This window comes from Streptomyces sp. NPDC044061 (assembly GCF_056434305.1).
Map to the genome: position 1 here is coordinate 280521 of NZ_JBWKFL010000006.1, position 26977 is coordinate 307497.

Genomic DNA, 26977 nt, shown 5'->3' on the forward strand with positions numbered 1-26977 from the left:
GTCCTCATGTCGTCGCGGGCGCCGGACGCAGATCGCCCGGCGCTCTTCGGGCCAGTGCCTGTCGGTCGGCTTTTCCGTTGGGCGTCAGGGGCATCGCGGGCAGGACGACGAGGAGTGCGGGCATCATCGCGGCGGGCAGCGTGCGCCGGGCACGCTCGCGCAGGGTCGCCGAGTCCTCCTCGGCCGGTCCGCTGACGTAGGCCACCAGCGCCTCGGCGACGACACCGTCCCCGACCGGGACGACGGCCACCGTCTCCACTCCGGGCAGTGCGCCGAGCTGGGCCTCGATGTCGCCGAGTTCGACGCGGTGGCCCCGGATCTTCACCTGCGAGTCGATACGGCCGAGGAATTCGAGGATGCCGTCCGGCCGCCACCAGCCGCGGTCCCCGGTGCGGTAGACACGTCCGCCCGGTGCGTCCGGGGCCGGTACGAAGGCCCGGTCGGTGGCCTCGCCGTTGTTCCGGTAGCCCTCCGCCAGCCGGGGGCCGCAGAGCAGGATCTCGCCGGCGAAGCCGGGGGGCAGCCGGTGCCCGCGCGGGTCGCGGACATGGACGACCGAACCGGCCACCGGCCGGCCGACCGGGTGTCCCACGCCATGGCCGGCGCCGTAGTCCAGGGCGGTGGAGCCCACGGAGTTCTCCGTCGGCCCGTACTCGTTGACCAGCCGGACGCCGGGCAGCAACCGCCGGTGCCGGACGATCAGTTCCGGTGAGGCGGCCTCCCCGGCGACGGTGACCGAGCGCAGGGCGGTGCCGTCGGCGAGGTCGTCCAGAAGGATCCGGTAGAGGCTGGGGACGACGGTCGCGTGGGTCACGCCGTGCGCGCGCAGCAGGGCGCCGGTCCGGGCGGCGTCGAGCCGCAGGTGTTCCGGCAGCAGCACCAGGCGGGCGCCGACCGTGAGGGCGGGGAAGATCTCCGCCAGCGAACTGTCGAAGAACAGGGACGAGATCACCAGGCAGCGGCTCTCGCGGTCCATCCCGTGGTACCGGCCGCGCCACCGTACGAAGGCGTGGACGGCGCCGTGCCGTACGGCGACGCCCTTGGGCACACCGGTGCTGCCGGAGGTGTGGATCACGTAGGCGGTGTCGTCCGGGCCCGGGGGCGGCACCGAGGGGTCGGCGCCCGGGTCCCGGGGCCGCCCGACGAGTCCGGCCACGTCGAACACGGGCCGGCCGGCCAGGGTTTCGGCGTCCGGTACGGCTGTGCCCGCCTCGGTCACCAGCGCGGCCGGGGAGAGGGTGGTGAGCATCGCCGCGAGCCGGGGGGCGGGCAGGTCCGGGTCGAGCGGGGCGTGGACGGCCCGGGCGCGCAGCACTCCGAGCATGACCGCCACCGCCTGCCACGACTTGCGGGCGAGCAGCGCCACCGGGTCGCCCTCGCGGACGCCGAAGGCCAGCAGCTGCCGGGCCACGCGCTCGGCCGCCGAGCGAAGCTCGCCGTAGGTCACCTCCGGACCGTCGGCTCCGGCGACCGCGATGTCGTCCGGATGGGCCGCGGCGTGCGCGAGGAATCCGGACAGCAGGGTGCCGGTGCCCTGCGGCTCCGGCTCGTCGGGGATCTCCCACCGCGTGAGCGCGTCCGCCCAGGAGGCGTCCGGCGGGACCAGGCCGAGGGCGTCGAGCGGGGTGTCCGGACCGCCGAGGCCGCCCAGTACGTGGTCGATCACTTCGGCCAGCACCTGCGCGAACCACGGTTCGAACCGCCCGCCGTCGGCGTCCACGCACAGCCGGCGTCCGCCGTCCGCGTCGCCTTCGAGGGTGACCACGAGCGGTGGGGGCGCACTGGGCAGGACCACGGGTGCGCCGGCGACGAGCACGTCGATCCCGGCCTCGGCGGCACCCGCCGTACACGCGGAGTCGGCCACGCTTCGCAGCAACTCCTCGGTGCCCGCCGCCCGCCGTCTGCCGACCGGGACGGGGACCGGCCCGTTCGCGCGCCACAGGTGCACCACCGCCTCGTCGGTGTCCTCCGCCGCGGCGACCGCCACACCCGTGGCGGCGCCGAGCAGCACGGTCTCGCCGTCGCCACGGCCGCCGCCGAAGGAGGCGAGGGCCGCGCGCGCGGGACCGCTCAGTGCCGCGCCGGCTCGGACGCGCCCGCGCTCGCCCGGCCCGGTCAGCCGTGGCCGCAGCCGGGTCCCCGCGCCCGCCGGTTCCCCGGCATCCGGCTCGGGGGCGGGCCGGGCCCGACGCGGTCGGGAGGGCTCGGTCCGTGCCGGGGCCGCACCGGCCACATGGCGGGTGAACGCGTCGAGCGACTGGTGCTCGTAGAGCGCGCGTACGGAGATGTCCACGCCGAACTCGGCGCGGCTGAGCTTGGCGATCCGGGCCGCCGTGAGGCTGTTGCCGCCCAGGTCGAACAGACTCGCCCCGGGATCGGTGACGCTCCAGCCGAGCGCCTCCTCCCAGACGGCGGTCATGCGGGCGGTCAGCCCGGCGTCGGCCGGGGGCGCGGCGTGCACGGTTGCGTGATCCGACATGAGGTCTCCAGTGCGGGGGTGCTCAGTGGGCGCCGGTCATCAGGCCGTGCAGTTCCTGCGCGAGGCGGTCCAGTAGCAGGGGCCAGGAGTCGACCAGGTACATGTGGCCGCCCGGCAGCTCGACGAGGCGGAAGGGCCCGGTGGTCGCGCCCCGCCAGGCACCGGCGGACTCCGCGGAGACCACGTCGTCGTCGGCGCCGCGCACGCTCAGCACCGGGAAGGGCAGCCGCTCGGCCGGATCCGGCCGGTGGCTCTCCTGCATCGCGATGTCGGTGCGCAGCGGCGGGAGCAGCAGTTCGCGCAGTTCGGGGTCGTCCAGGGCCGGGTGGTGGTAGCCGGCGATCCGTCGTACGCCGGCGACGAACGCGTCGTCGGGCAGCCCGGTGATGCGCTCGGCACGCGGGGTGCCGGGCGGGGTGGCGCCGCTCGGGACCAGTACCAGGTTCAGGTGGGGTGCCACGCGGGCGAGGGCGCGTGCGGTCTCGTACGCCAGGAAGGCGCCGAAGCTGTGGCCGAAGACGGCGACCCGGTCGGCGCCCTCGGTCTCCCGCAGCAGTTCGGGCACGATCACGTCGAGCAGCGTGCCGACGTCCCGGCACTCCGGCTCGGCGAACCGCTTCTCCCGGCCCGGCAGTTGGACGGGGACGACGCGCAGGTCGGGGTGGCTGCCGACCCAGGGCCGGAAGAACGCGGCGCCCGCGCCGGCCGGGGGCAGGCACAGCAGAGTGGTGCCAGACATGTCTTTCCTCGCTTCTCGTGTTCTGTCCGCGGCCGTTCGCCGATGGCTCAGTCGGCCGCCGGATGGTCCCCGGTCAGCCGCCGCAGGATCGTCCAGGCGACCTCGGCGACCGTGAAGTCGGCGTAGAGGTCGCTCAGGGCGAGCTCGACGGCGAAGGTGTCGCGCAGCCGCGCCGCCAGCCGTACGGCGGTCAGCGACTGCCCGCCCAGGTCGAAGAAGTTGTCGTGGATGCCGACCGCGTCCACCTCCAGCACCTCCGCCCAGATCCGGGCGACCTCCTCCTCGAACGGGGTGCGGGGCGCGCGGTCCCCCGTGCCGGCGGGGCTGTTCGGGGCGGGCCAGGCGGGCAGCTCGTCGACGGCGAGGTCCCCGGACGCGGTCCGCGGCAGGGCCTCGGCCTCGACGACGGCCGCGGGCAGCCAGGGACCGGGGACCCGGTCGCGCAGCAGCTTCAGCAGTGCCTCGGGGTCGGTGTGTTCGCCGGGCCGGGGCACGACGTAGGCGACGGGGCACGGGCCGCTCTGCGGTACGGCGCGGAGGACGACGGCACAGGAGGCGACGCCCGGCAGGCCGGCCAGGGCGGACTCGACCGCGGCCGGGTCGACCGGCAGTGCCTGGCGGGTGAGCAGGCCGTCGGTCCGGCCGAGCAGCAGTACGGTGCCGTCGGGGCGCAGCCGGGCCCGCTCGCCGGTCCTGAACAGCCGGCCGCCCGGTCGGTCGCCGTAGGGATCGGGCAGGTGGGTCGCGGTCGTCCGGCCGGGGGCGCCGTCCGGCCCGGTGCCGACGGCGGGCCCGCCGAGGTGGAGTTCACCGACGGCGCCGAAGGGCACGGGTTCCAGGTGCTCGTCGAGGACGTACAGGGCGTAGCCCGCCGGCCGGTGCGCCACCGGGTCCGAGCCGGCGGACGGCGGAGCCACGGCGTACGCGCCGGCGGTACCGGGCAGGACCCGGAGCCGGGGTGCGGGCTGTTCCCCTTCGGCGGTCTGCGCGTCCGCCGCGGGAGCGAGGTCGAGGGTGGCGCCGCTGGTCAGCGCCGGCAGCAGCTCGCGCAGGAACTGCTCGGGGCTGTCCGGCGCGCACCTCCAGCGGCCGCCGGGGCCGAGGTCCAGCGCGGCCGCGGTGCCCAGGGCGGCGGCGAGCAGCTCCGTGTGACCGATGGGCACGGTGGCGACGGCGCCCGGGCCGGTCACCGCCCAGGCCAGCAGGGCGGGCGCCGAGCCCGGCACGGGTGCCCTCGGGGTGGAGACCGGCACCGGCCCGGTGTTCTCCGGGAGGGTCGGCGAGGCCCCGGACTCGGTGAGGAGCGTGTGCGCCAGCGGTTCGGGCAGGCCGGGATGGAGCGGGAAGCAGGCGCCGCCCGCCTTGAGGACGGCGTACGCGGCCACCGCCAGGTCGGCCGACGGCGCGCTGCGCAGGGCCACCGGTGTGCCGGGGCGCACGCCCTGCGCACGCAGCCGCACGGCCAGCTCCTCGGCCCGCTGGTCGAGCTGCCGGTAGGACAGCTCGGTCTCCGGTGTGGTCAGCGCCGGGGCGTCCGGTGTCGCGGCCGCCCACCGCTCCACGGCCCCGTGGACCGGGCCGGTGACGGGCTCGCCGAGCGCGCCGGGCGCGGCGGCCAGGACCGTTTGGCGTTCCTCGGCGTCCAGCAGCGGCAGCCGGGACACGGGGCGGTCCGGCTGCTCGGCGATCGCCTCGAGGACGGCGACGAAGTGACCGGCCAGGCGCCGTACCGTGTCCGCGTCGAACACGTCGGTGCTGTACTCCAGCACCACCCGGTGGCCGTCGTCGCCCGGCCGGATGTCCATGGCCAGGTCCATCTTGGCGGTGCCGGTGCCGACGTGCACCATCTCGAAGGTGAGTCCGGCGGCGTGCCAGCGCTCGGGGGCCTTGGCCTGGAGCACCATCAGCACCCGGGCGGGGTCCTCGCCGGCGCCCGGCCCGTGCCGGCGCAGCAGGTCGGCGGCCTGCTCGAAGGGCAGTTCCTGATGGGCCACGGCACCCTGGAAGGTCGTCCGCACCCGGTCGAGCAGTTCGAGGAAGGTGGGGTCGCCGGACAGGTCCGTACGCAGGAACAGCGGATTGACGAAGTAGCCGATGAGTCCCTCGAGTTCGGGCCTGGTGCGACCGGCCAGCGGGGAGACGACGGTGATGTCGTCCTGTCCCGCGTAGCGGGCGAGCAGCACGTTGAAGGCGGCCAGCAGCACCATGAACGGGGTCGCGGTGCGCCGGCGGGCGAGCGCCTCCACGCGCTGCACCAGAGCGGACGGCAGCGGGAAGTGGTGGGCGGCGCCCCGGCCGCTGGCGACGGCGGGCCGCGGCCGGTCGGTCGGCAGCTCCGGGGGCCGCGCGCCGGACAGCTCACGGGCCCAGTGCGCGCGCAGCTCCGCCAGGTGCTCCCCGCTGAGCCGGTCACGCTGCCAGGCGGCGAAGTCGGCGTATTGGATGGCGAGTTCGGGCAGCTGTGGAGCCCGTCCCGCCAGGAGGGCCGCATAGGCCGCGGTCAGCTCCAGGAAGAGGATGCCCGAGGACAGGCCGTCGGTGACGATGTGGTGGATGGCGAGCAGCGCCACATGGTGGTCGGGCCCGAGGCGCAGCAGCCGGAACCGCATGAGCGGGCCCTGCCGCAGGTCGAAGGGCGTCTCCAGCTCACGGCGGGCGGTCTCCTCGAAGTCCTCCTCCGTGGTGTCCAGCACCGCGACGTCGACCGGCCCCGCCGGGTGGATCACCTGCACCGGATCGCCGCCGTCGAGGTCGAAGGTGGTGCGCAGCACCTCGTGACGCTCCACGACGAGGCCGAGGGCGCGCTCCAGCACCGGGATGTCCAGCGAGCCGCGCAGCCGTACCGCCGCGGTGACGTTGTACGCGGACTGGCCCGGGGTTATCTCGTTCTGCAGCCACAGGCTCTGCTGCGCGAACGATGTGTCGGCCACAAGGCTCTCTTCGGTCATCGGCGTCCGTCTCTCCTCGTCGCGCCGGCCGGGCGGCCGCGCGCCTCCCGGTGACTGCGCTGCTCCGCTGCATGGCACCGCACCGGATGCTGCACCGGCGCCGTACCGACCGGCAGTCGGGAGAGTCCCCGACTGTCCGGTGCCGCAGGGCCCCGGCAGCATCGGGTGCCCGCACCCAGGCCACGGCTGCCAGCAGCCCGGACCAGAAGGGGGTCACCCGAGGTGGCCGAACAAGCCCTCGCCGCCCACGCACGCCCGTCCGCCCAGCGCCGCTTCGGCCCGGGATTCCGCCGACTGTGGGCCGCGACGACGTTCTCCGGCCTGGGCGACGGGGTCCGGATGATCGCTCTGGCCGTCCTGGCGACCACGGTCACCAGCGATCCGTTGCAGGTGTCGCTGGTGACGGTGGCCGGGCAACTGCCCTGGGTGCTGGTGGGCCCCTTCGCCGGAACGCTCATCGACCACTGGGACCGCTACCGCCTGCTGTGGCTGTGCGACGCGGCCAGAACCGCCGTCCTGGCCGGCCTGGTCACGGTGCTCCTCACCGGCCGGGTGAGTCTCACCGCCCTGGTGGTGGTCGCCTTCCTGCTGAGTTCGGTCGAGACGATGGCGGAGAACCTGGCACAGGCCGTGGTGCCCGACATGGCCGTCACCGACGCCCTCGACTCGGCCAACAGCAGGCTGCTCACCGGCCAGTTGATCACGATGGAGTTCCTCGGCCCACCGCTGGGCACGGCCCTGTTCACGATGGCGCACGTGCTGCCGTTCGGGGTCGCCACCGCGTGCTTCGCGGTGTCCGCGCTCCTCGTCCTCAAGGTCCGCCCGAACGGCGCGGCCGTACCGGGCGCGCCCCTCACGCTGCGGACGCTGGGGTCGCGCACCGCGGCCGGGATGGTGTGGCTGTGGCGGCACCGGCTGCTGCGGGTGGTGTGCCTGCTGGTGGCCCTGTTCAACTTCGCTGTCCTGGCGGTGCTCGGCATCGCCGTGCTCTACGCCCTGGACACGCTCAGGCTCAGCCAAACCATGTACGGACTGCTGATGCTGGTCATCGCCGGCGGCGGACTGATCGGCGTGGTGACCGCGCCGATGGTGGTCTCCGCGCTGGGCCGCGGCCGGGCCCTGCAGCTCTCCTTCGCCCTGTGCCCGGCGTCCTTCGCCGTCGCCGGCTGGACCTCGCACCCCATGGTGGCCGCCCTCGCGCTGACGTTCGTCGGCGCCGCCATCACGCTCGGCAACGTCATCACGGCGACGCTGCGGCAGACCCTGGTCCCGAAGGAGCGTTTCGGCCAGGTCAACGGGGCCTACCGGCTGGTGATCAACGGTCTGACGCCGCTCGGTGGGCTCGCCGGCGGGCTGGTCGCGGACCGGTTCGGGCTGCGGGCGCCGTTCTTCTTCGCTGCCGGCCTGCTACTCCTGTGCACCCTTCTCGCCCTGCCGCTGCTCCCTCGCCGCGCGCTCGACACGCTCCCGGAGCCCGGCACCGGGACCGGGGCTCCCGAATCCGGTGAGAACTGACCTCCGGTCCTGCCGTTCACCGACACCGCCGCCCGGTCGCCAGGCACACTGCGGGCATGGTGGACAGCGTTTTCCGTGACGTCGAACTCGCCGCGCTCTACGACAGGTTGAACCCATGGGGCCCCGACGACGACTTCTACCTGGAGCTCGTCATGGCGGCCGAGGCGGTCCTCGACGTCGGCTGCGGAACCGGGCGGCTGCTGCGCGGCGCCCGGAGGGCCGGGCACCGGGGCCGGCTCACCGGCCTGGACCCGGCGGCAGCCATGCTCGTACAGGCGCGGCGCGCGCAGCCGGGCGCCGAATGGGTGCTCGGGGACCTGACGACCCATGCCTGGGACGGGTCGTTCGACCTGGTCGTGATGACCGGTCACGCCTTCCAGGAGATCCTCGCCGACGAACAGGTGCGCGGCCTGCTGCACGGAGTGCGCCGGGCGCTCGCCGGCGGCGGCCGGTTCGTCTTCGAGACCCGCAACCCGGCCGCCCGGGCCTGGGAGCGCTGGACCCCGGACCGGGTGCACGAGATCACCGACCGGGACGGCGAGCCGGTACGCGTCTGGCACGACGTCGACCCGGCCCCCACCGGGGACCGGGTCACGTTCACGGAGACCTACGCGGGGACGCGCTGGCGCCGGCCGCAGGTGTGCCGGAGCACCCTGCGGTTCCTGGACGCCGACGCCCTGGACGGCTTCCTCGGCGAGGCCGGCCTGACCGTCGCCGAACGCTACGGGGACTGGGGGCGGGGGCCCGTCACCCCCGCCAGCCCCGAGATCGTCACCGTCGCCCGGCCGAAGGACCAGGGCCTCTCTTTCGGATCCTGCCGGGGTCGCGGGGCCTGATCCGAAAGAAAGTCCCTACTTGTCCGTGTCCTCGAGCGCCGCCAGCGCCGGGTCCAGGACGATGTCCTCGTCGCGGGCCTCGGTGGTCGGCTCCTCCGGGAAGTGGCAGGCCGTCAGGTGGCCGTCCCGGTTCCCGGAGATCTGGACCAGCGGCGGCTCCTCGGTCGCACACTTGTCCTGGGCCTTCCAGCAGCGGGTGCGGAAGCGGCAGCCGGACGGCGGGTGGATCGGCGAGGGGACGTCGCCGGAGAGACGGATCCGCTCGCGGTCCGCGGTCTCCTCGTCCACGCCGACCTCGGGGACGGCCGAGAGCAGGGCGTGGGTGTACGGGTGCCGGGGCCGGTTGTAGATCGAGTCCCGGTCACCGACCTCGACCACCTTGCCGAGGTACATCACCGCGACGCGCTGCGAGAAGTGCCGCACGACGGCCAGGTCGTGGGCGATGAACAGGAAGGCGATGCCCAGTTCCTTCTGAACCTCCTGGAGCAGGTTCACCACCTGCGCCTGGATGGACACGTCCAGCGCGGAGACCGGCTCGTCCGCCACGATCAGCTTCGGGCTCAGCGCCAGGGCGCGGGCGACGCCGATGCGCTGACGCTGACCGCCGGAGAACTCGTGCGGGAAGCGGTTGTAGTGCTCCGGGTTCAGACCGACGAGCTCCAGCAGCTCCCGCGCCTTCTTCTCCCGGCCGCCCTCCGGCTCGATGCCGTTGACCTCCATCGGCGACTTGATGATCGTGCCGACGGTCTGGCGCGGGTTCAGCGAGGAGTACGGGTCCTGGAAGATCATCTGGATCTCGGACCGGACGGGCGCCAGTTCGCGCCGCGAGGCGGTGGTGATGTCCCGCCCCGCGTAGTGAATGGTGCCGCCGGTCGGCTCCAGCAGCCGGGTGATGAGCCGGCCCGTGGTCGACTTGCCGCAGCCGGACTCGCCGACCAGGCCGACGCTCTCGCCGACGCCGACGGTCAGGTCGATGCCGTCGACGGCCTGCACCGCGCCGACCTTCCGCTTGATCGGAAAGCCGCCGTAGATCGGGAAGTGCTTGGTCAGTCCCTTGACCTCGAGCAGCGTCTCCGACGAGGTGCCGGTGGTGCCCTGCTGTGCGGGGAGGGTGAGGTTGTCGCTCATGTCTCGGTTCTCCCTATCGCAGCCGGGGCTGGATCTGGTCGATGAAGATGGTCTGCTTCTGCTCGGGCGTGAGGTGGCACGCGGTGGAGCGGCCCTCGCCCAGCGGCGGCCGGACCTCGGAGCACAGGTTGCCCTGCACCTCGTCCTTGAACGCGCAGCGCGGGTGGAAGGGGCAGCCCGACGGCGGGTTGAGCAGCGAGGGCGGGCTGCCGGGGATCGGCGTCAGCGCCGTGTTGATGTCGCTGTCCAGACGCGGCATCGAGCTGAGCAGGCCCCAGGTGTAGGGGTGCTTCGGGTCGTGCAGCACCTCCTTGACGGTGCCGCGCTCCACGGCCCGGCCGGCGTACATCACCAGCAGGTCGTCCGCCATGTGGGAGATGACGCCGAGGTCGTGGGTGATGAAGATGATCGCGGAGCCGAACTCCTGCTGCAGGTCCTTGAGCAGGTCCAGGATCTGCGCCTGCACGGTCACGTCGAGCGCGGTGGTCGGCTCGTCGGCGATCAGCAGGTCGGGGTCGCACATCAGCGCCATGGCGATCATGGCGCGCTGGCGCATACCCCCGGAGAACTGGTGCGGGTAGTCGTCGAAGCGGACCTTGGGCTGCGGGATGCCGACCTTCTCCAGCATCTGGATGGCCCGGTCCTTCGCCTCTTTCTTGGAGGCGCCGCGGTGCTTCATGAACGGCTCGGACAGCTGGCGGCCCACCGTGTAGAACGGCGACAGGGCGGTCAGCGGGTCCTGGAAGATCATCGCCATCTTGTTGCCGCGGAGCTGCTCCAGCTCCTTCTCTTTGGCGGTGACGAGTTCCTTGCCGTCGAGGACGATCTCGCCGTCGATGGTCGAGGTGCGGGGGTTGTGCAGGCCCAGGATCGTCAGGTTGGTGACGGACTTTCCGGAGCCGGACTCGCCGACGATGCCCAGGGTCTTGCCGCGCTCGACGTCGAAGGAGAGGCCGTCGACCGCCTTGACGATGCCGTCCTCGGTGGAGAACTGCACCTTCAGATCGCGCACCGAGAGGAAGCTCTCCGGACCGGTCGGGGCCGACGCGTCCTCGGTCTTGGTCAGTGTGGTCACGGTGGTTCGTTCTTCCTAGGAGAGCCGGACGCGCGGGTCGATCCAGGCGTACGCGATGTCGGTGAAGATGTTGAAGATCAGGATGAAGAAGGCACCGAACAACATGACGCCCATGGTCAGCGGGAGGTCCTTGTGGATCGCGCCGTCCACGGCCAGGCGACCGATGCCCTGCAGGGAGAAGGTCAGCTCGGTGACGACGGCACCGCCGAGCATGCTGCTGATGTCGATGCCGAGGACGGTGACGATCGGGATGAGCGCGCCGCGCCAGGCGTAGCGGAAGAAGACGTACTTGCGCGACATGCCCTTCGCCCGGGCGGTGCGCACGTGCTCCTCGGCGAGCTGCTCGATCATCGACGAGCGCGCCATACGGGTGTACTGCGCGGTGAAGATGGTGGCCATCACCAGCGTGGGCAGCAGCATGCCCATGAACCAGCCCCACGGGTCCTGGGTGATGGGCACGTACGAGGGGTTGTCCATCCAGCCCGTGCTGTAGACGAAGATCCACAGGACGATCGGGCCGAGGAAGTAGATCTGGAACGAACTGAGCACCATCGAGACGCCGGTGGCGACCTTGTCGACGGTGGAGCCGCGCCGGTAGGCGGCGATCATGCCGGCTCCGACACCGATCACCAGGAAGACGACCGCACCGCCGGCGGTGAGCGTCAGGGTGGTCGGGAAGCGGTCCATGATCGTCGACCAGACCATGTCGCCCGAGTAGAACGACTGGCCGAGGCACGGGGCGCTGCAGTGGCCGGTCGGGAAGTCACGGCCGACGAAGATGCCGGACATGAAGTCCCAGAACTGCTGGGCGATCGGCAGGTTGAGGCCGAGGGCCTGGCGGATGTCCTCCAGCCTCTGGGGAGAGCAGTCCTTGCCACAGGCCAGGGAGGCGTAATCGGATGGCGCGGCGACGAACAGGAAGAACGTGACGGCGCCGATGAGGAACAGGGTGACCAGGGCACCGACCGTGCGCCGGAGGATGAACTGAAGCATGGCGGGAGGGCTGCTCTCTGCGGAGACGAGTGGGAGGTTTCACGGAGGTACGGGGACGCGCTCCGCCTGGTGCGCGTCCCCGCGTTCAGCCGTAGAGAGTTACGACTTCTTCAGGTACAGCTGGTTGATGTCGATGAGGCTCGACACCGATCCGTAGCGGGCGCCGCCCACGTTCGACCCGGAGAGCTGGAACTGCTTGGTGTACCACAGCGGAGCAGCCGGGACGACCTTCTCCAGCATGTAGTGCTGGGCTTCCTTCCAGGTCGCGGCAGCCGCGGTGGGCTTCTGGGTCAGCGCCTTCTTGATGAGGGCGTCGAGCTTGGCGTCCTTGATGTGCGAGTAGTTCGGCGAACCGTCCGCGACCTGCGAACCGTCGTAGACCGGCGTGACGACCGTACCCGGGGACGGCCAGTCCTGGCCCCAGCCCGAGATGTACATGTCGTACGGGTTGTCGAGCTTGCCGATCTGCTCGTAGTAGCTCGCGGCGTCGACCTCCTTGGAGACGACGTTGAAGCCGACCTTGGTCAGGGCGTCCTCGATGGCGACCTTGCGCTTCTGACCGTTCTCGCTGTTGGCGTAGGCGAAGACGACCTTCTTCTCGGACGCCGGGACGTCCTTCAGGAGCTCCTTGGCCTTGGCGATGTTGCCCTGCGGCGTCTTCAGACGGCCGTACGGGTCGTACTTCGCCTCGTAGCCCGGCAGGGTCGGGGCGAAGTAGTTCGGGGCCACGTCACCGCCGTAGACACCACCCTCACCGGCGATGAGCGACTTGGAGTTCACGGCGTACGTGATGGCCTGGCGGACCTTCAGGTCCTTGACGCGGTCCAGGTTGAAGGTGAGCTGCATCACGTAGGGCTGGTAGCCCTTGACCGTGCGCTTGCTGACCGCCGGGTTCTTGATGACGTCCTGGATCTGCGTGGCCTCGACGCCGCCGGTGAGCTGGATGGAGTTCTTGTCGCTGCCCTGGTCGGCGATCAGACGCTTGGTCTGGGTCGACTCGGTCACGCCGAACTGGAAGTTCCACCCGTCCACGTACTGGTGGCGCACGGAGTCGGTCTTCGGGTCCCAGTTGGTGTTCTTGACGAGCACCAGGGACTTGCCGTTCTTGTACGACTGGATCTTGTACGGGCCGGTGGCGACCGGAGCCTTGTCGTACTTCTCCTTCGTGTCGCCCTTCGTGGGGACGATCGCGTAGCCGGCCATGGCCAGCGTCTGCGGCAGGTCCGGGCGGGCCTGGTCGAAGTGGAAGATGACGGTCTTGTCGTCCGGGGTGTCCAGGACGGACTTCGGCAGGTGCTTGCCGTCGAAGCCACCGCCCGGCAGGAGCTTGCGGTAGTCGCTGGCGTACTTCTTGCCGGCCAGCCAGTTCTGCAGGTAGGGCGGGCCGTCGAAGATGAACTTCGCGAACTGGCGCTCGACGGTGTGGCGGACGTCGGCGGACGTGATGGCGTTGCCCTTCGCGTCCTTGATGCCGTCCTTGAGGGTGAACGTCCAGGTCTTGCCGCCGTCCGACATCTTGCCGGAGTCGGTCGCGAGGTCACCCGCGACCGAGACGTTGCCGTTGCCGTCCTCCTGGAACTGGGTCAGGCGACGGAAGAGCAGGTTGGCGACCTGACCGGCGTCGGAGACGTAGATCTGGCCCGGGTCCAGGTGCGAGAGGCCCGCCTCCTGGTACACCGTGATGGTGCCGCCGCTCTGAGCACCGGCGACGTCCTTGGCCGGACCGGTGGAGCCGGCGGCGTCGGCGTAGGTGACCGCCTTCGACTGGACCGAGGCTTCCTTCTGGTCCTTCTTGGAGTTGTCGCCGGTGTTGGTGCCCTTGTTCTCGGAGCACCCGGTGAGCGCGAGGGAACCGGCCGCGATCGCGACGACGATGGCCTGCGCTCTGCGCGAGCTGAACGACTTCATGAGGCGAATGCACCTACCTGTCGGTTGATATTCCTGAGTACTGCCTGACGCGGCTGGTAGGCCGACTCCGGGGGTGGCAGTCATCCCCCCACAAGTGGACGATCTACCGCCCGGACTTGGGGTCGAACGCGTCCCGCACCGAGTCTCCGAGGAGGTTGAAGGCAAGGACGAAGATCACCAACGCGATACCGGGGAAGAAGATGAACGCCGGGTCCTGCTCGGTGTACCTGGAGCCGGCGGCGAACAGCTTGCCCCAGTCCGGGGTCGGCTCGACGAAGCCGACACCGGCGAAGGACAGGAACGCGATGGTGAGGATGGTGCTGGGCAGTGTGTACGTGAACTGCACCAGGATGGGCGTCACCACGTTGGGCAGGATCTCCTTGCGGACGATCCTCCAGGGCGAGGCGCCGGAGACCTTGGCGGCCTCCACGAACTCGCGCTCACGCAGGGACAGCACGGTCGAGCGGACGAGGCGGGCCATGCCCATCCAGCCGAGCAGCCAGAGTACGAGCAGCATCGCCACCGCACGGAAGTACGTGGGCGTCTCCTCCCGCGGGTCCACGAAGAACGCGGTCACCACGGGCATGAAGGCGATGAAGAACAGCTGCTGCGGGAAGGCGAGGAAGAAGTCGGTGACGCGGCCGATCCAGTAGTCGGTCTTGCCGCCGAAGTAGCCGCCGATCAGACCGAGGACGACACCCGTCACCATCATCAGGACCGTGATGCCCACCGCCATGTACAGCGAGGTACGCATGCCGTACACCAGCATCGCGAACACGTCGCGTCCGTACTGCGGCTCGACGCCGAACCAGTGCGTCCCGGACAGGCCGCCGAAGTAGCCGAGCGGCAGACCGAAGTCGTCCAGGACCGGGGTGTCCTGGTAGGTCGGGTCCTGCCCGTACAGGGTGTACGGGTCCGTCCCGCTGAGCTTCGTCAGCAGCGGCGCCGCCACGGCGATGACGAAGTAGAAAATCACTATCGCGGCACAGATGACACCGGTACGGTCACGCTTGAAGCGCTGCCACATCAACTGGCCGGGAGAGCGACCCTCGAGCTTCTTCTCGACCTTGACAGGCTCGGGCTTCGACTCGAGTTCGGGCTCCAAGGCAACCGACGGCCCGGAGCCTTCAGCCTTGGCTGGACTGGTCATGTGTGTTCTTCCCCCGGGGGGTTGGAGAGCTGAGCGCAGCGCAGATACCGGAGAGTTCTGCGGTTTGGGGGAACTTTCGCCAATGTGTTCAACGCGCGTCAAGGGCGGAAGACATAGGGATCTCCCTACCTTCAATTTTTTGAGCAAAAATTGCAAAGATCGACACCTGTGCGCGCTTGACATGAATAACGACAACCCGGCAAATCGGACAGGCTGTCACTTTTTTCGGTTTACATGTCCGAAACGTGAAGCGCACGTCCCCGGTATGCGAACACTTGCTCCGTCCCCGTCCCGCTGACCGCACAGTCGGCTCATGGATACCCGCACGAGGTGCGGACATGCCGGCGGGCACGCCGAAGGCCCGGCCCTCCTGACGGCGGAGGACCGGGTCTCAGGGAGCGGCTGAGGAGACCGTCAGCCGTGCTTGGCGCGGCTCGCGGCGCGGGCGCGCTCGCGGGCGTCCAGGTTCACCTTGCGGATGCGAACGGCCTCCGGGGTCACCTCGACGCACTCGTCGTCGCGGCAGAACTCCAGGGACTGCTCCAGGGAGAGCTTGCGCGGCGGGACGATGGCCTCGAACGAGTCGGCCGACGAGGACCGCATGTTCGTGAGCTTCTTCTCCTTGGTGATGTTCACGTCCATGTCGTCGGAGCGCGAGTTCTCACCGACGATCATGCCCTCGTACACCTCGGTGCCCGGCTCCGTGAACAGCACGCCGCGCTCCTGGAGGTTCGTCATCGCGAACGCGGTGACGGCGCCGGAGCGGTCGGCGACCAGCGAGCCGTTGTTGCGGGTCTGCAGCGGCCCGAACCAGGGCTCGAAGCCCTCGTGGATGGAGTGGCCGATACCCGTGCCGCGGGTCTGGGTCAGGAACTCCGTCCGGAAACCGATCAGGCCGCGGGAGGGCACCACGAACTCCATGCGGACCCAGCCCGAGCCGTGGTTGGACATGTTGTCCATCCGGCCCTTGCGGACGCCCATGAGCTGCGTGACGGCACCCATGTGCTCCTCGGGCACGTCGATCGTCATGCGCTCGACGGGCTCGTAGGTCTTGCCGTCGACGTCCTTGGTGACGACCTGCGGCTTGCCGATGGTCAGCTCGAAGCCCTCGCGGCGCATCTGCTCCACCAGGATGGCGAGCGCCAGCTCACCACGGCCCTGGACCTCCCAGGCGTCCGGACGCTCGGTGTCGAGGACGCGCAGCGAGACGTTACCGATCAGCTCGCGGTCCAGGCGGTCCTTGACCTGGCGGGCGGTGACCTTGCGGTCCTTGACCGCCGCCTTCGCGTCGGCGCCCTTGCCGGTGCCGCCGCGGCCGACCAGCGGGGAGGTGTTGGTGCCGATGACCATGGAGATGGCCGGCTCGTCCACCGTGATCAGCGGGAGCGGGATCGGGTTCTCCGTGTCGGCGAGGGTCTCGCCGATCATGATCTCCGGGATACCGGCGACGGCGCAGATGTCACCCGGTCCGGCCTTCTCGGCGGGCTTGCGGGTGAGCGCCTCGGTCATCATCAGCTCGGTGATGCGGACGTTGCCGACGCTGCCGTCACGCTTGATCCACGCGACCGTCTGGCCCTTGCGCAGCTCGCCCTGCTCGACACGGAGCAGCGCGATACGGCCGAGGAAGTTGTCGGCGTCGAGGTTGGTGACGTGCGCCTGGAGCGGGGCCTCCTCGTCGTAGTTCGGGGCCGGGATGTGCTCCAGGATCGTGGAGAAGAACGGCTCGAGGCTGTCGCTGTCGGCCGGGACCGTGCCGTCGTCCGGCTTGGTCAGCGAGGCGACGCCGTCACGGCCGCAGGCGTAGACGATCGGGAACTCGATCTGGTCCTCGTCCGCGTCCAGGTCCAGGAAGAGGTCGTAGGTCTCGTTGACGACCTCGTCGATCCGGGAGTCCGGGCGGTCCGTCTTGTTGATGCACAGGATGACGGGCAGGCGCTGCTGGAGGGCCTTGCGCAGCACGAAGCGGGTCTGCGGCAGGGGGCCCTCGGAGGCGTCGACGAGCAGGACGACCCCGTCGACCATCGACAGACCGCGCTCGACCTCGCCGCCGAAGTCGGCGTGGCCGGGGGTGTCGATGATGTTGATGGTGATCGGGTCCCCGCCGTCCTTCGGGTGGTACTTGACCGCCGTGTTCTTGGCGAGGATCGTGATGCCCTTCTCACGCTCCAGGTCGTTCGAGTCCATCACCCGGTCGTCGACCTGGTCGAGCTGGTGGGCGGCGAACGCGCCGGCCTGCTTCAGCATGCCGTCGACGATGGTGGTCTTGCCGTGGTCGACGTGGGCGACGATGGCGACGTTGCGGATGTCGTGGCGCGTGGCCATATTGCGGCGTACTCCCGGAGTGTGAGGAAAGCCTGCGCGTACGTCTGTGATACGCGGGCCCTGCCGGGCTTGACATGCCACGGCCTCACCCCATGGTACGTGGCCCCGAGCGAGTCGGCCTCCTCAGGGCCAAGGGCCTCAGCCGCGGGACGGGCCCGGAGCGACCTTCACGCCCTTCTTCAGGAAGCCCATGTCCTCGAAGACCGGCGTCTGGAATCCGAACGCTCCCGCGTTGGCCAGGGTCTTGCGGGCACCGACCAGCTGCGGCCGCTGATAGAGCGGGATGGACCCGGCCGAGGCCCAGATGCGGGAGTCCGCCTTGCGGATCAGGTCGCGCTCCTCGTCCTCGTCCAGCGTCGAGGCCGCCTGGTCGAAGAGCTGGTCGACCTGGTCGGTGCCGACCCGGGTGAAGTTCTGCTCGACGTTCACCGAGCCGTCGGCGGCCGGGACCGGCTTGGCGTAGATCGACCGGGCGTCGGTCGCGGGGAAGGCGGAGGAGGGCCAGGAGTAGAGGGCGAGGTCGTAGTCGCCGGCGGCGACGTGGTCCTTGAAGTAGCTCTCGTCCGAGACCTTGGTGATCGTCGTGCGGATGCCGACCTTCTCCAGCATCGCCGAGATCCGCAGTGCGACGGTGTTCAGGGTCTCCGAGCCGGGCCCCGAGGGGAGCACGAAGCGCAGGGCGAGCGCCTTGCCGTCCTTGGCGAGCGGGCCGGTCACGGCGCCGGCCGGGGCCGCGGTGCCCTGCGGGGCGTAGGCGCCCGGCGCGCCGCCGTTGCCGCTGTACTGCCTGCCGTCCTGGGCGAGGTGCCGGCCGCCCTCGTCGCCCTTCTCCCGCCTCTCCTCGGCCGACTCGTGGTGCTTGCCCTTGTCGTCCTCGCCGACGATGTACTCGCCGTCCGGCCCGCCGTCGGACTTCTTCTCCCGCTCGCTCTTCTCCCGCTCGGCGCCGGCCGCCTTCTCGGCCTTCTTCTCCTCCTTCACCGGCCCCCCGGGCACCCAGCCGGCGTCCGCGAGCAGGGCCTGCGCCTCCTTGGTGTCCTGGCCGCCGAGCGCGCCGCTGCTGTCGGCGTAGGCGTCCTGTCCGGACAGGGCGAGGTGGCTGCCGACCGGGACGGCGGGCAGGCCCAGCGGGGTCAGCACGAGCTTGGCCAGCTCGGTGCGGTCGAGCGCGCGGGCGACGGCCCGGCGGACCCGGTCGTCGGCGAGGATTCCGCCGGCGCCGTTGAGGGCGAGCTGGGTGTACGCGGGCTCCAGCGACCTGCGGACGTCGAAGGCGCGCAGTTCCTGCTGCTGCTCCAGGTACCGGGTGATCGCCTTGTGCAGCTTCTTCCTGCCGACCTTGACCTCGTCGGAGTCGAAGCCGTGGGCGAGCGCCCAGGAGCGCAGCTTCTTCGCCGAGGTCTTCCCACCGCCCTGCAGCGGGGTGCCGGTGCCCTTCTGGCGGGAGGCGAGGTCGATCCGCTCGGCCTCGGCCGGGTCGATGTCGGCCAGGTCCACGCTGCCGTCGGCGAGCGCCGCCGCCCGCTCGTCGCGAGCCACGGCGTGCAGCACGATCTCGTTCAGTTTGGCGGGCTTGCCCCACCACCGCGGGTTGCGGGTGAGGACGACGTCCTTGCGGGCGGTGTCGACCTTCTCGACCTTGAAGGGTCCGGCGGTGACCTGCAGCTTGCGCCGGGCGCCGTCGTTGAAGGCGTCCGGGGTGCCCATGACGTCCTTCGGGTACAGCGGGGAGAACAGCGACCTCCAGTCGGCGTAGGGACGGGAGAAGGTGACCCGGACCTGGAGGTCGTTCGCCCCGCGCTCGATCTTGGCGATGCGGTCGTAGCCGGCGTTGCGGGCGGTCCAGTAGGAGCTGTCCCTGCCGGACAGGGCGCGCCACTGGGCGACGAAGTCGGGGGCGCCGATCTCCCGTCCGTCGCTCCAGACGGCCTGCTGGTTCAGCTTGTACAGCACGACCTGGCGTGGCTCGGTCTCGATGACCTTGGCGGACTCCAGATAGGCGGGATCGGCCACCGGGCGTCCGGCGGCGTCGAGCTGGAACATCGAGGGCAGCACGGCCTGGGCGATACGGGTGGTGCCCGCGTCGGCGTCGGCCTGGAAGGCGTTCAGGGTCTCCGGTACGGCGTCCACGGCCCACTTCAGGGTGCCCCCCTCGGCGACCTTGTCACGGGCGACGAGAGCGATGTCCTGCCCGGCCAGCGGGCGGCTGGGCTCCTCGTCGGAGCCACAGCCGGCGAGGAGGGGCACCACCAGGGCGCCCGCGGTCAGGAAGGCGGCCGAGCGCAGGACCGCGCGCAGGCCGACGCCGTCGTGGGACATCTCTGCTACCTCCGGAAAGCCGCGGGCTTTATGCTCACTTTTGTCGATATATGGCGTTCGTCACTTTTGGCGGTATATGGAGCTGATCAGATCTATGCAACCACTGAAGAGGAAAGGATCCAGCAACAGCGGGCGACACGGCGGCGACAGAGGGTAAGCCCACCCGTGCGGCGCAACACACCGAATGTGCATCCGTACGCCTCGGCCAATCGGTGCACATCTCTTCACAGCGACAGGTGTGACGCGCAACACTCCAAGGCGCATGAACGTTGCCACCAGGGCCCGCAGGACCCGTGGAAGTGAGGGCAAGTCATGTCCGTGCACGACGAACTGACATCAGTCCAGCGCAACCTCGACGACCTCTACCGGTCGCTGGCGCGTCTGGAGAAGCAACTCGGCAGCAAAGGCCTGGAGATGCGCCGGGTCCGCATGGACGCCGACCATCTGCGCGAGAGCCTGGCGCTGCTGCGGGAAGCGGCCAGCACCCCGGCCGCTCCGCACCGGCCCGACCTCGTCACCATCTCCGACACTCCGTACGACATCAGCCTGTGGACGGACTCGGACGACGAGGGCCTGGGCGCCCGCGACCGGCACGCTCCCTGACCTCGAACCCGACCGGAGTCATCCGTTGGCCACTGGTACGGAACCCCAACAGAACAGCGGCGGCGTACGCACCCGTACGCGCGCCGCGATCGCCGCACCGCATCTGCGGACCGACCGCTGGTGGCTGGCGCCCGCCGTCACCGCGGCCGGTCTGTTCGCCTTCGTCGTCTACTCGACCTGGCGGGCCTTCGCGAACGCGCACTACTACGCGGCGCCGTACGTCTCCCCGTTCTACTCGCCCTGCCTGGCGGAGAACTGCCAGACCATGCACGCGGGGCCGAACGCCGACGTCTTCGGGAGCTGGTGGGCCATCTCGCCCGCCGTCATCATCCTGATCTTCCCGCTCGGCTTCCGGCTGACCTGCTACTACTACCGCAAGGCGTACTACCGCAGCTTCTGGGCCTCACCGCCCGCCTGCGCGGTGGCCGAGCCGCACCGGAAGTACACCGGCGAGACCCGCTTCCCGCTCATCCTGCAGAACGTCCACCGGTACTTCTTCTACGCCGCCCTGCTGGTGGCCGGCGTGCTGACCTACGACACCGTGCTGTCCTTCCGTGACCCGCACTACCGCTGGGGCCACATGGGTCTTGGCACCCTCGTCTTCCTGGTCAACATCGTGCTGATCTGGGCGTACACGATCTCCTGCCACTCCTGCAGACACATCGTCGGCGGCAAGCTCAAACACTTCTCCAGGCATCCCGTGCGGTACCGGGCGTGGCAGTTCGTCGGGAAGCTGAACGCCCGGCACATGCAGCTCGCCTGGGCGTCCCTGCTGAGCGTGGCGCTCGCCGACTTCTACGTGTACCTGATCGCGTCCGGCGTCTTCGACGATCCGCGGTTCTTCTAGATGAGTGGGGCTTTCTGATGTCCGTGGTGGACCGGCAGGAGTGGGACGTCGTCGTGGTCGGCGCGGGCGGCGCGGGGCTGCGGGCGGCGATCGAGGCGCGCGAGCGGGGCGCCCGTACGGCGGTGATCTGCAAGTCGCTGTTCGGCAAGGCGCACACGGTGATGGCCGAGGGCGGCATCGCCGCGGCCATGGCCAACGCCAACGAGCACGACAACTGGCAGGTCCACTTCCGCGACACCCTGCGCGGCGGCAAGTTCCTCAACCAGTGGCGGATGGCCGAGCTGCACGCGCAGGAGGCCCCGGACCGGGTGTGGGAGCTGGAGACCTGGGGCGCGCTGTTCGACCGAACGAAGGACGGCCGGATCTCGCAGCGCAACTTCGGCGGCCACGAGTACCCGCGCCTCGCCCACGTCGGCGACCGTACGGGCCTCGAGCTGATCCGCACCCTCCAGCAGAAGATCGTCGCGCTGCAGCAGGAGGACAAGAAGGAGACCGGGGACTACGAGTCCCGGCTGAAGGTCTTCCAGGAGTGCACGGTCACCCGGGTCCTGAAGGACGACGGACGCGTCTCCGGCGTCTTCGCCTACGACCGCGAGACCGGCCGCTTCTTCGTCCTCGAGGCTCCCGCCGTGGTCGTGGCGACCGGCGGGATCGGCAAGTCCTTCAAGGTCACGTCGAACTCGTGGGAGTACACCGGCGACGGGCACGCGCTGGCGCTGCTCGCGGGCGCGCCCCTGCTGAACATGGAGTTCGTGCAGTTCCACCCGACGGGCATGGTCTGGCCGCCGTCGGTCAAGGGCATCCTCGTCACCGAGTCGGTCCGCGGTGACGGCGGGGTGCTCAGGAACTCCGAGGGCAAGCGGTTCATGTTCGACTACATCCCGGACGTCTTCAAGGAGAAGTACGCCGAGTCGGAGGAGGAGGGCGACCGGTGGTACGACGACCCCGACAACAACCGGCGACCCCCCGAACTGCTTCCGCGCGACGAGGTGGCCCGGGCGATCAACTCCGAGGTGAAGGCGGGCCGCGGCTCACCGCACGGCGGTGTCTTCCTGGACGTGTCGACACGGATGCCGGCGGAGGTCATCCGGCGCCGGCTGCCCTCCATGTACCACCAGTTCAAGGAGCTGGCGGACGTCGACATCACCGCGGAGGCGATGGAGGTCGGGCCCACCTGTCACTACGTGATGGGCGGCATCGCGGTCGACTCCGACACGGCGGCCGCGCGCGGGGTGCCCGGACTGTACGCGGCCGGTGAGGTCGCGGGCGGCATGCACGGCTCCAACCGGCTCGGCGGCAACTCGCTCTCCGACCTGCTGGTGTTCGGGCGCCGGGCGGGCTGGCACGCGGCCGAGTACGCGCGGGAAACGGACCGGCGGCGCCCGGCGGTCGACGACGCCCAGGTGAACCTGGCGGCCGCCGAGGCCCTGCGGCCGTTCTCCGCGGAGACGGAGGGCGAGGCCGGTCCGCCGGAGAACCCCTACACGCTGCACCAGGAACTCCAGCAGACCATGAACGACCTGGTCGGCATCATCCGCCGCGAGGGCGAGATGGAGCAGGCCCTGCACAAGCTCGCCGAGCTGCGGGTACGCGCCCGCCGGGCCGGTGTCGAGGGGCACCGCCAGTTCAACCCGGGCTGGCACCTCGCCCTGGACCTCAGGAACATGCTGCTGGTCAGCGAGTGCGTGGCGCGGGCCGCGCTGGAACGCACCGAGTCGCGCGGCGGGCACACCCGCGAGGACCATCCGACGATGGACCGCGCCTGGCGCAACGTGAACCTCCTGTGCGCCCTCGCCGATCCCACCGGGGGCCTCGCGGCGGCCGACCCCGCCCGCGCGCAGATCCGGCTGACCCGTGAGACCACCGAACCCATCCGCCACGACCTGCTCGCCCTCTTCGAGAAGGAGGAGCTGGTCAAGTACCTCGCCGAAGAGGAGCTGTACGAGTGAGCAGCTACGAGGCCCGCTTCAAGGTGTGGCGGGGCGATGTGCAGAGCGGCGACCTGGAGGACTTCAAGGTCGAGGTCAACGACGGCGAGGTGGTGCTGGACATCATCCACCGGCTCCAGGCGACCCAGGCGCCCGACCTCGCCGTGCGCTGGAACTGCAAGGCGGGCAAGTGCGGTTCGTGCTCGGCGGAGATCAACGGGCGGCCGCGGCTGATGTGCATGACCCGCATGTCGGTGTTCGACCGCGACGAGACCGTCACCGTCACGCCCATGCGCGGGTTCCCGGTGATCCGGGACCTGGTGACCGACGTCGGCTTCAACTACCAGAAGGCCAGGGAGGTCCCGGCGTTCGTGCCGCCGCCCGGGCTCGCTCCCGGCGAGTACCGGATGATGCAGGAGGACGTGGACCGCTCGCAGGAGTTCCGCAAGTGCATCGAGTGCTTCCTGTGCCAGGACACCTGCCATGTCGTGCGCGACCACGAGGAGAACAAGACCGCGTTCGCGGGCCCGCGTTTCCTGATGCGGGTGGCGGAGCTGGACATGCATCCGCTGGATGCGGCCGCCGAGACCGGCCTGGACCGCAAACGCACCGCCCAGGACGAGCACGGCCTCGGCTACTGCAACATCACCAAGTGCTGCACGGAGGTCTGCCCCGAGGGCATCAGGATCACGGACAACGCGCTGATCCCGTTGAAGGAGCGGGCCGTCGACCGCAAGTACGCCCCGCTGGTGTGGCTGGGCTCGAAGATCAGGAGGCGGTCTTCGTAGTGTCCCGGCCGGGGCGCTGAGCGAGGACCTGGAGGATCGTCCCGGCCAGGAACAGGCACCAGCCGGTGACCGCGACGACGCCGAACCCCGCGTCGTCGAGCGGCCCCAGGAACATGAACAGGCCGACCCCGAACGCGCCCAGCAGAGTGCCGTACCCCCACAGCCGCGGCCGCAGCACCCGGCGGCGGGCGGGCCACGGCACCCAGTCCGCCACGACGGACGCGACACCGCAGGCGGCGAGCAGCCCGACGGCCACCCAGGCCGCGACCACCACGTACATGTGCATGACGATCATCGTGCCACCAGGGTGGGCCCGGGGGAAGTCATTCCGCCCAGTCCTCCTGGTAAGCCCGCCAGTCCGCCTCGGTGGCCGCGAAGTCGACGTACAGGGCGACGCCGAAGCGGGTGCGGTCGGCGTCGGTGCGGGACAGGCCCAGACGGACGCCGCGCACGGCGGCCGGGACGGTCTCCGCGTGGGCCCAGTGGCCGAAACGGTTCTCGTGGTAGAAGGGCAGGCCCATCAGCAGGTCGGTGGTGTCCGGGGTGACCTCCAGGGCGAGGCTGGTCTGCTGGGCGACGTAGCCGCCGTACAGGCTCTGCAGCGGCTGCATGGTGTCGTACGACATGACGGCGATCTGGTCCACACGGCGGGCCACCTGCCCGAAGTAGGCCTGCGACCACCACTTGGGGTGGCCCGTGGTCGCGCCCCAGAAGGAGTGGAAGGCGGGCAGCGGGTCGATCTGGTGGGCGGCGACGGAGAGCAGGGCGTGGTGGGCGCGGGTGAGGTCGCGCAGGTCGTCCAGGAGGGAGAGGTAGTCGCGGTCGCCGGAGTGGAGGGGCTCCAGGTCGAAGTGGGTTCCCTCGAAGCCGGCGGCGAGGATCCCGCGGGCGGAGGCGACTACGGCGGTGCGGGTGGCGGCGCGCTCCAGGTGCAGGCCGTCGGGGCTCTCACTGGCCAGCTTGTCGCCGAGCCAGGCCTGGACCCGGACGCCGGGCGCCGCCCGGTGCAGGGCCGCTGTCAGCCAACGCGCCTTGGGGTATGCCGACTTCGGGAGGGTGCCGTCGTGCTCCAGGGGGCCCGCGTGGACGTACAGGTCGCGGATGCCGGTGTCGTTCAGACGGCGGGCGAGGGCGGTCACGTCCGCTTCGGTCTTGCGGCCGTCGACCCAGGCGTGGCCCAGCCAGAGGGCGTCCTTGTGGCGGGTGCGGGTGCCCGGAGCGGGGTCGCCGGTGTAGTTGAGGCGGAGGGCCGTCTCCGCGGCGAGGAGGGGGAGGAGCAGGAGGAGCAGGGCGGCTGCGACGAGAGTGCGGCGGCGGGGGCGGCGGCGGGCGCGTTTCGGCCCGGCTGCGCCGTCGCCTTCCGGGGAGTTCTCCCCGTCGGGGGGTGCCGGTGACCGGTGTGGGTCGGTCTCGGTGGTGGCCGGGGCCGGATCGTGTGCTGCTCCCTGCTCGGGCTCCGGTCGCCCGTGGTGTCGTTCCGCGTCCATTCCGACCCCCTGTCCCTCTGTTCCCCCAGCCGTGTCCGCCCCACTCGCGGAGCCGCCTACCTGCCCATACGCTCCGAAATGTGACGTCCTCCCTGACCCGGGGCCGGTCCCGGTGTGCCAAGGCGCACATACGGGTGCGGGTGGCGCATGCCGTGGTGGGCGCGGTGGTGGGAGCCGGGTGGCTGGTGTTGCCGATGATGACGGCCGGTGACGGTGATCCGGTTCCCGCCTCCCCCGGCGGGCCCGTCGCGAGCGCCTCCGCGCCGCATCAGGACGAGACGTCCACCACCGACCTCGTGCTGCCCCTCGCCGCCGTCGGCGCGGCCGGGGTGCTGGCCGGTTACGGGTACCTGCGGCGCACCCGGCGGGCCCGGACCCGGACGACGCCGGGCGTGGTGTCGGCGGCGCCGCCCGTGCCCACCTCGCTCGAGAGCGAGCGGCAGGCCCGGGCCGCGCTGGTGCTCGCCGACGACTGTGTGCGCGGCAGCGAGGAGGAACTCTCCTTCGTCCGGGAGCGGTTCGGAGCCGCGGCGGTCGAGCCGTTCACGCACGCCCTGCGCGCCGCCCGGACGGAGCTGGCGGCCGCGTTCGCGATATGGCGGCGGTACGAGGAGGGGGTTCCGGGGGACGAGGGTGCCCGGCGGCAGGCGCTGGTGGGGGTGATCGGGCGGTGCGCCGAGGCCGGGCGGCGGCTGGACGCCGAGGCGGCGGAGCTGGACCGGCTGCGGGGGCTGGAGGAGGGGCTGGGGGAGGCGCTGGAGGTCGCCGAGCGGCGGTTCCGGGAGCTGACCGCGCGCACGGCGGTGGCCCAGGCCACGGCGGTGGAGTTGCACGAGCGGTACGCGCCCTCGGCGAGCGCGCCGGTCGTCGGGTACGTCGAGCAGGCCAAGGACCGGCTGGTGTTCGCGACCTCACAGCTCAACGAGGCACGTCAGGCCGCCGATTCGGGTGAGGGGGCACGGGCGGCCCGGCATCTGCGCTCCGCCGAGGGCGGTGTGATCCAGGCCGGTGTTCTGGTGGGCGGGGTCGAGCGGCTCGCGGCTGAGCTGCGGGAGGCGGCCGGGCTGCTGCCGGCCGCGCTGACCGGCGGCGAGGCGGAGATCGCCGAGGCGCGGAAGAACGGCGGGCGGACCTCAGTGGCCACTGGTGAGCTGCAGGCCCGGCTGGCCCACGCCGACGGCGTGCTGGCCGCCGTACGCACGGAGCTGACCGGCGGGCCGTACGACCCCGTGGACGCGCTGCGGCGCCTCGCACGGGCGGTGGAGCGGCTGGAGGTGGGGCGCTCCGGGGCGGTGGAGGCGGCCGCGCTGCTGGTGGCGCGCAGCGCGGTCGGCGGGGCGGAGGACTTCGTCGCCGTGCACCGGGGCGCGGTGGGCGCCCAGGCGCGGGCGCGGCTGGCCGAGGCGGTACGGGCGCCGGACGCGGGCGCCGAGGCGGACGTACTCGCCGGGCAGGCCCGTGACCTGGCCGAACGAGACGTACGGGCCCGCGGCAACCCCTACACCGAAGCGGCCGGCCACATAGTCGGCCTCCCCGGCGCCGTCCTCGGCGGCATCCTCCTGACGGAAGACCCGGACGCGGGCCCACCGGTGAGCTTCGGCGGACCGGAAACGCGCGGCCGCCGACGGCTCCAGTAGCCGGCGGGGGACTTCGGCGGCTCCCTCGGTCCGGGAGCGGGCGGGCCCCGGTGGGCGTCGGCAGCCCGGAAACAGACGGCCGCCACCGACTCCACTCGCCCCGGCCCCCGGCGGGCGTCGGCAGACCAGAGGCGCGGCCGCCGACGACTCCAGTAGCCGACGGGGGACTTCGGCGACTCCCTCGGTCCGGGAGCGGGCGGGCCCCGGTGGGCGTCGGCAGCCCGGAAACAGACGGCCGCCACCGACTCCACTCGCCCCGGCCCCCGGCGGGCGTC

The 26977-nt window shown here is 71.2% G+C and carries 19 protein-coding genes; 7 read left to right on the forward strand and 12 right to left on the reverse strand.

Going from position 1 to position 26977, the window contains the following annotated elements:
* Positions 1-4: 4 nt before the first annotated feature.
* From AC07CM_RS12655 to AC07CM_RS12665, 3 genes are read right to left on the reverse strand one after another with little or no spacing between them, the layout of a single operon-like run.
* Positions 5-2479, reverse strand: a complete 2475-nt coding sequence (locus AC07CM_RS12655; protein WP_478876358.1) for an amino acid adenylation domain-containing protein — start codon at positions 2477-2479, stop codon at positions 5-7.
* A 22-nt stretch (positions 2480-2501) separates the two neighbouring features.
* Complete coding sequence (locus AC07CM_RS12660; RefSeq protein WP_478876359.1) at positions 2502-3218, reverse strand: thioesterase II family protein; 717 nt, start codon at positions 3216-3218, stop codon at positions 2502-2504.
* 47 nt (positions 3219-3265) lie between these two features.
* Positions 3266-6166, reverse strand: coding sequence for a condensation domain-containing protein (locus tag AC07CM_RS12665; RefSeq protein ID WP_478876360.1), 2901 nt, complete (start codon positions 6164-6166; stop codon positions 3266-3268).
* Between the two features lie 222 nt (positions 6167-6388).
* Between AC07CM_RS12665 and AC07CM_RS12670 the strand changes: the two genes are divergently transcribed.
* Positions 6389-7681, forward strand: coding sequence for an MFS transporter (locus AC07CM_RS12670; protein ID WP_478876361.1), 1293 nt, complete (start codon positions 6389-6391; stop codon positions 7679-7681).
* A 56-nt stretch (positions 7682-7737) separates the two neighbouring features.
* A complete protein-coding gene (locus AC07CM_RS12675) occupies positions 7738-8517 on the forward strand; it encodes a class I SAM-dependent methyltransferase (RefSeq protein WP_478876362.1) in 780 nt (259 codons plus the stop codon).
* Positions 8518-8532: 15 nt separating this feature from the next.
* Here the strand turns inward: AC07CM_RS12675 and AC07CM_RS12680 are convergent, their stop codons facing one another.
* The 7 genes from AC07CM_RS12680 to AC07CM_RS12710 all read right to left on the reverse strand — a co-directional run bounded on the left by AC07CM_RS12680 (position 8533) and on the right by AC07CM_RS12710 (position 19412).
* Positions 8533-9645 carry an ABC transporter ATP-binding protein gene (locus tag AC07CM_RS12680; protein WP_478876363.1) on the reverse strand — a complete coding sequence of 371 codons (1113 nt, stop codon included), beginning with the start codon at positions 9643-9645 and terminating at the stop codon, positions 8533-8535.
* Positions 9646-9658: 13 nt separating this feature from the next.
* A complete protein-coding gene (locus AC07CM_RS12685) occupies positions 9659-10720 on the reverse strand; it encodes an ABC transporter ATP-binding protein (protein ID WP_478876364.1) in 1062 nt (353 codons plus the stop codon).
* A 15-nt stretch (positions 10721-10735) separates the two neighbouring features.
* The gene (locus tag AC07CM_RS12690) at positions 10736-11713 is read right to left on the reverse strand and encodes an ABC transporter permease (RefSeq protein WP_478876365.1); all 978 of its coding nucleotides are present in this window, start codon (positions 11711-11713) and stop codon (positions 10736-10738) included.
* 99 nt (positions 11714-11812) lie between these two features.
* Positions 11813-13621, reverse strand: coding sequence for an ABC transporter substrate-binding protein (locus AC07CM_RS12695; RefSeq protein WP_478876366.1), 1809 nt, complete (start codon positions 13619-13621; stop codon positions 11813-11815).
* Between the two features lie 103 nt (positions 13622-13724).
* The gene (locus tag AC07CM_RS12700) at positions 13725-14771 is read right to left on the reverse strand and encodes an ABC transporter permease (RefSeq protein ID WP_478876367.1); all 1047 of its coding nucleotides are present in this window, start codon (positions 14769-14771) and stop codon (positions 13725-13727) included.
* Between the two features lie 414 nt (positions 14772-15185).
* Positions 15186-17093, reverse strand: coding sequence for a translational GTPase TypA (gene typA, locus AC07CM_RS12705; protein WP_478876368.1), 1908 nt, complete (start codon positions 17091-17093; stop codon positions 15186-15188).
* Between the two features lie 138 nt (positions 17094-17231).
* On the reverse strand, positions 17232-19412 hold the full coding sequence (locus AC07CM_RS12710; protein ID WP_478876369.1) for an ABC transporter family substrate-binding protein: 2181 nt from the start codon (positions 19410-19412) through the stop codon (positions 17232-17234).
* Between the two features lie 312 nt (positions 19413-19724).
* Here AC07CM_RS12710 and AC07CM_RS12715 point away from each other — a divergent pair, with 312 nt between their 5' ends.
* From AC07CM_RS12715 to AC07CM_RS12730, 4 genes are read left to right on the forward strand one after another with little or no spacing between them, the layout of a single operon-like run.
* Entirely contained in the window at positions 19725-20015 is a 291-nt protein-coding gene (locus AC07CM_RS12715; protein ID WP_478876370.1) for a hypothetical protein, read from the forward strand.
* A gap of 25 nt (positions 20016-20040) precedes the next feature.
* Complete coding sequence (locus AC07CM_RS12720) at positions 20041-20862, forward strand: hypothetical protein (RefSeq protein ID WP_478876371.1); 822 nt, start codon at positions 20041-20043, stop codon at positions 20860-20862.
* 17 nt (positions 20863-20879) lie between these two features.
* Positions 20880-22811, forward strand: coding sequence for a fumarate reductase/succinate dehydrogenase flavoprotein subunit (locus AC07CM_RS12725; RefSeq protein ID WP_478876372.1), 1932 nt, complete (start codon positions 20880-20882; stop codon positions 22809-22811).
* Positions 22808-23578 (forward strand): succinate dehydrogenase/fumarate reductase iron-sulfur subunit, encoded by a 771-nt coding sequence (locus tag AC07CM_RS12730; RefSeq protein WP_478876373.1) that lies wholly within the window; start codon positions 22808-22810, stop codon positions 23576-23578. Before AC07CM_RS12725 ends, AC07CM_RS12730 begins: the two co-directional genes overlap by 4 nt.
* Here the strand turns inward: AC07CM_RS12730 and AC07CM_RS12735 are convergent.
* Positions 23559-23864 (reverse strand): hypothetical protein, encoded by a 306-nt coding sequence (locus AC07CM_RS12735; protein ID WP_478876374.1) that lies wholly within the window; start codon positions 23862-23864, stop codon positions 23559-23561. The two genes, AC07CM_RS12730 and AC07CM_RS12735, sit on opposite strands and share 20 nt — an antisense overlap.
* A gap of 37 nt (positions 23865-23901) precedes the next feature.
* Positions 23902-25065: a hypothetical protein gene (locus tag AC07CM_RS12740; protein ID WP_478876375.1), complete on the reverse strand. Its 1164-nt coding sequence runs from the start codon at positions 25063-25065 to the stop codon at positions 23902-23904.
* Between the two features lie 80 nt (positions 25066-25145).
* On the opposite strand from AC07CM_RS12740, the gene AC07CM_RS12745 reads away from it, so the two are divergent.
* Complete coding sequence (locus AC07CM_RS12745) at positions 25146-26702, forward strand: hypothetical protein (protein ID WP_478876376.1); 1557 nt, start codon at positions 25146-25148, stop codon at positions 26700-26702.
* The last annotated feature ends 275 nt before the right edge of the window (positions 26703-26977 follow it).

Excerpts from the sequence above, each read along its gene's own strand:
- AC07CM_RS12655 (WP_478876358.1), bottom strand. The coding sequence starts at position 2,479 with ATGTCGGATCACGCAACCGTGCACGCCGCGCCCCCGGCCGACGCCGGG.
- AC07CM_RS12660 (WP_478876359.1), bottom strand. The coding sequence starts at position 3,218 with ATGTCTGGCACCACTCTGCTGTGCCTGCCCCCGGCCGGCGCGGGCGCC.
- AC07CM_RS12665 (WP_478876360.1), bottom strand. The coding sequence starts at position 6,166 with ATGACCGAAGAGAGCCTTGTGGCCGACACATCGTTCGCGCAGCAGAGC.
- AC07CM_RS12675 (WP_478876362.1), top strand. The coding sequence starts at position 7,738 with ATGGTGGACAGCGTTTTCCGTGACGTCGAACTCGCCGCGCTCTACGAC.
- AC07CM_RS12680 (WP_478876363.1), bottom strand. The coding sequence starts at position 9,645 with ATGAGCGACAACCTCACCCTCCCCGCACAGCAGGGCACCACCGGCACC.
- AC07CM_RS12690 (WP_478876365.1), bottom strand. The coding sequence starts at position 11,713 with ATGCTTCAGTTCATCCTCCGGCGCACGGTCGGTGCCCTGGTCACCCTG.
- AC07CM_RS12695 (WP_478876366.1), bottom strand. The coding sequence starts at position 13,621 with ATGAAGTCGTTCAGCTCGCGCAGAGCGCAGGCCATCGTCGTCGCGATC.
- AC07CM_RS12700 (WP_478876367.1), bottom strand. The coding sequence starts at position 14,771 with ATGACCAGTCCAGCCAAGGCTGAAGGCTCCGGGCCGTCGGTTGCCTTG.
- typA (WP_478876368.1), bottom strand. The coding sequence starts at position 17,093 with ATGGCCACGCGCCACGACATCCGCAACGTCGCCATCGTCGCCCACGTC.
- AC07CM_RS12710 (WP_478876369.1), bottom strand. The coding sequence starts at position 19,412 with ATGTCCCACGACGGCGTCGGCCTGCGCGCGGTCCTGCGCTCGGCCGCC.
- AC07CM_RS12715 (WP_478876370.1), top strand. The coding sequence starts at position 19,725 with ATGTCCGTGCACGACGAACTGACATCAGTCCAGCGCAACCTCGACGAC.
- AC07CM_RS12725 (WP_478876372.1), top strand. The coding sequence starts at position 20,880 with ATGTCCGTGGTGGACCGGCAGGAGTGGGACGTCGTCGTGGTCGGCGCG.
- AC07CM_RS12735 (WP_478876374.1), bottom strand. The coding sequence starts at position 23,864 with ATGCACATGTACGTGGTGGTCGCGGCCTGGGTGGCCGTCGGGCTGCTC.
- AC07CM_RS12740 (WP_478876375.1), bottom strand. The coding sequence starts at position 25,065 with ATGGACGCGGAACGACACCACGGGCGACCGGAGCCCGAGCAGGGAGCA.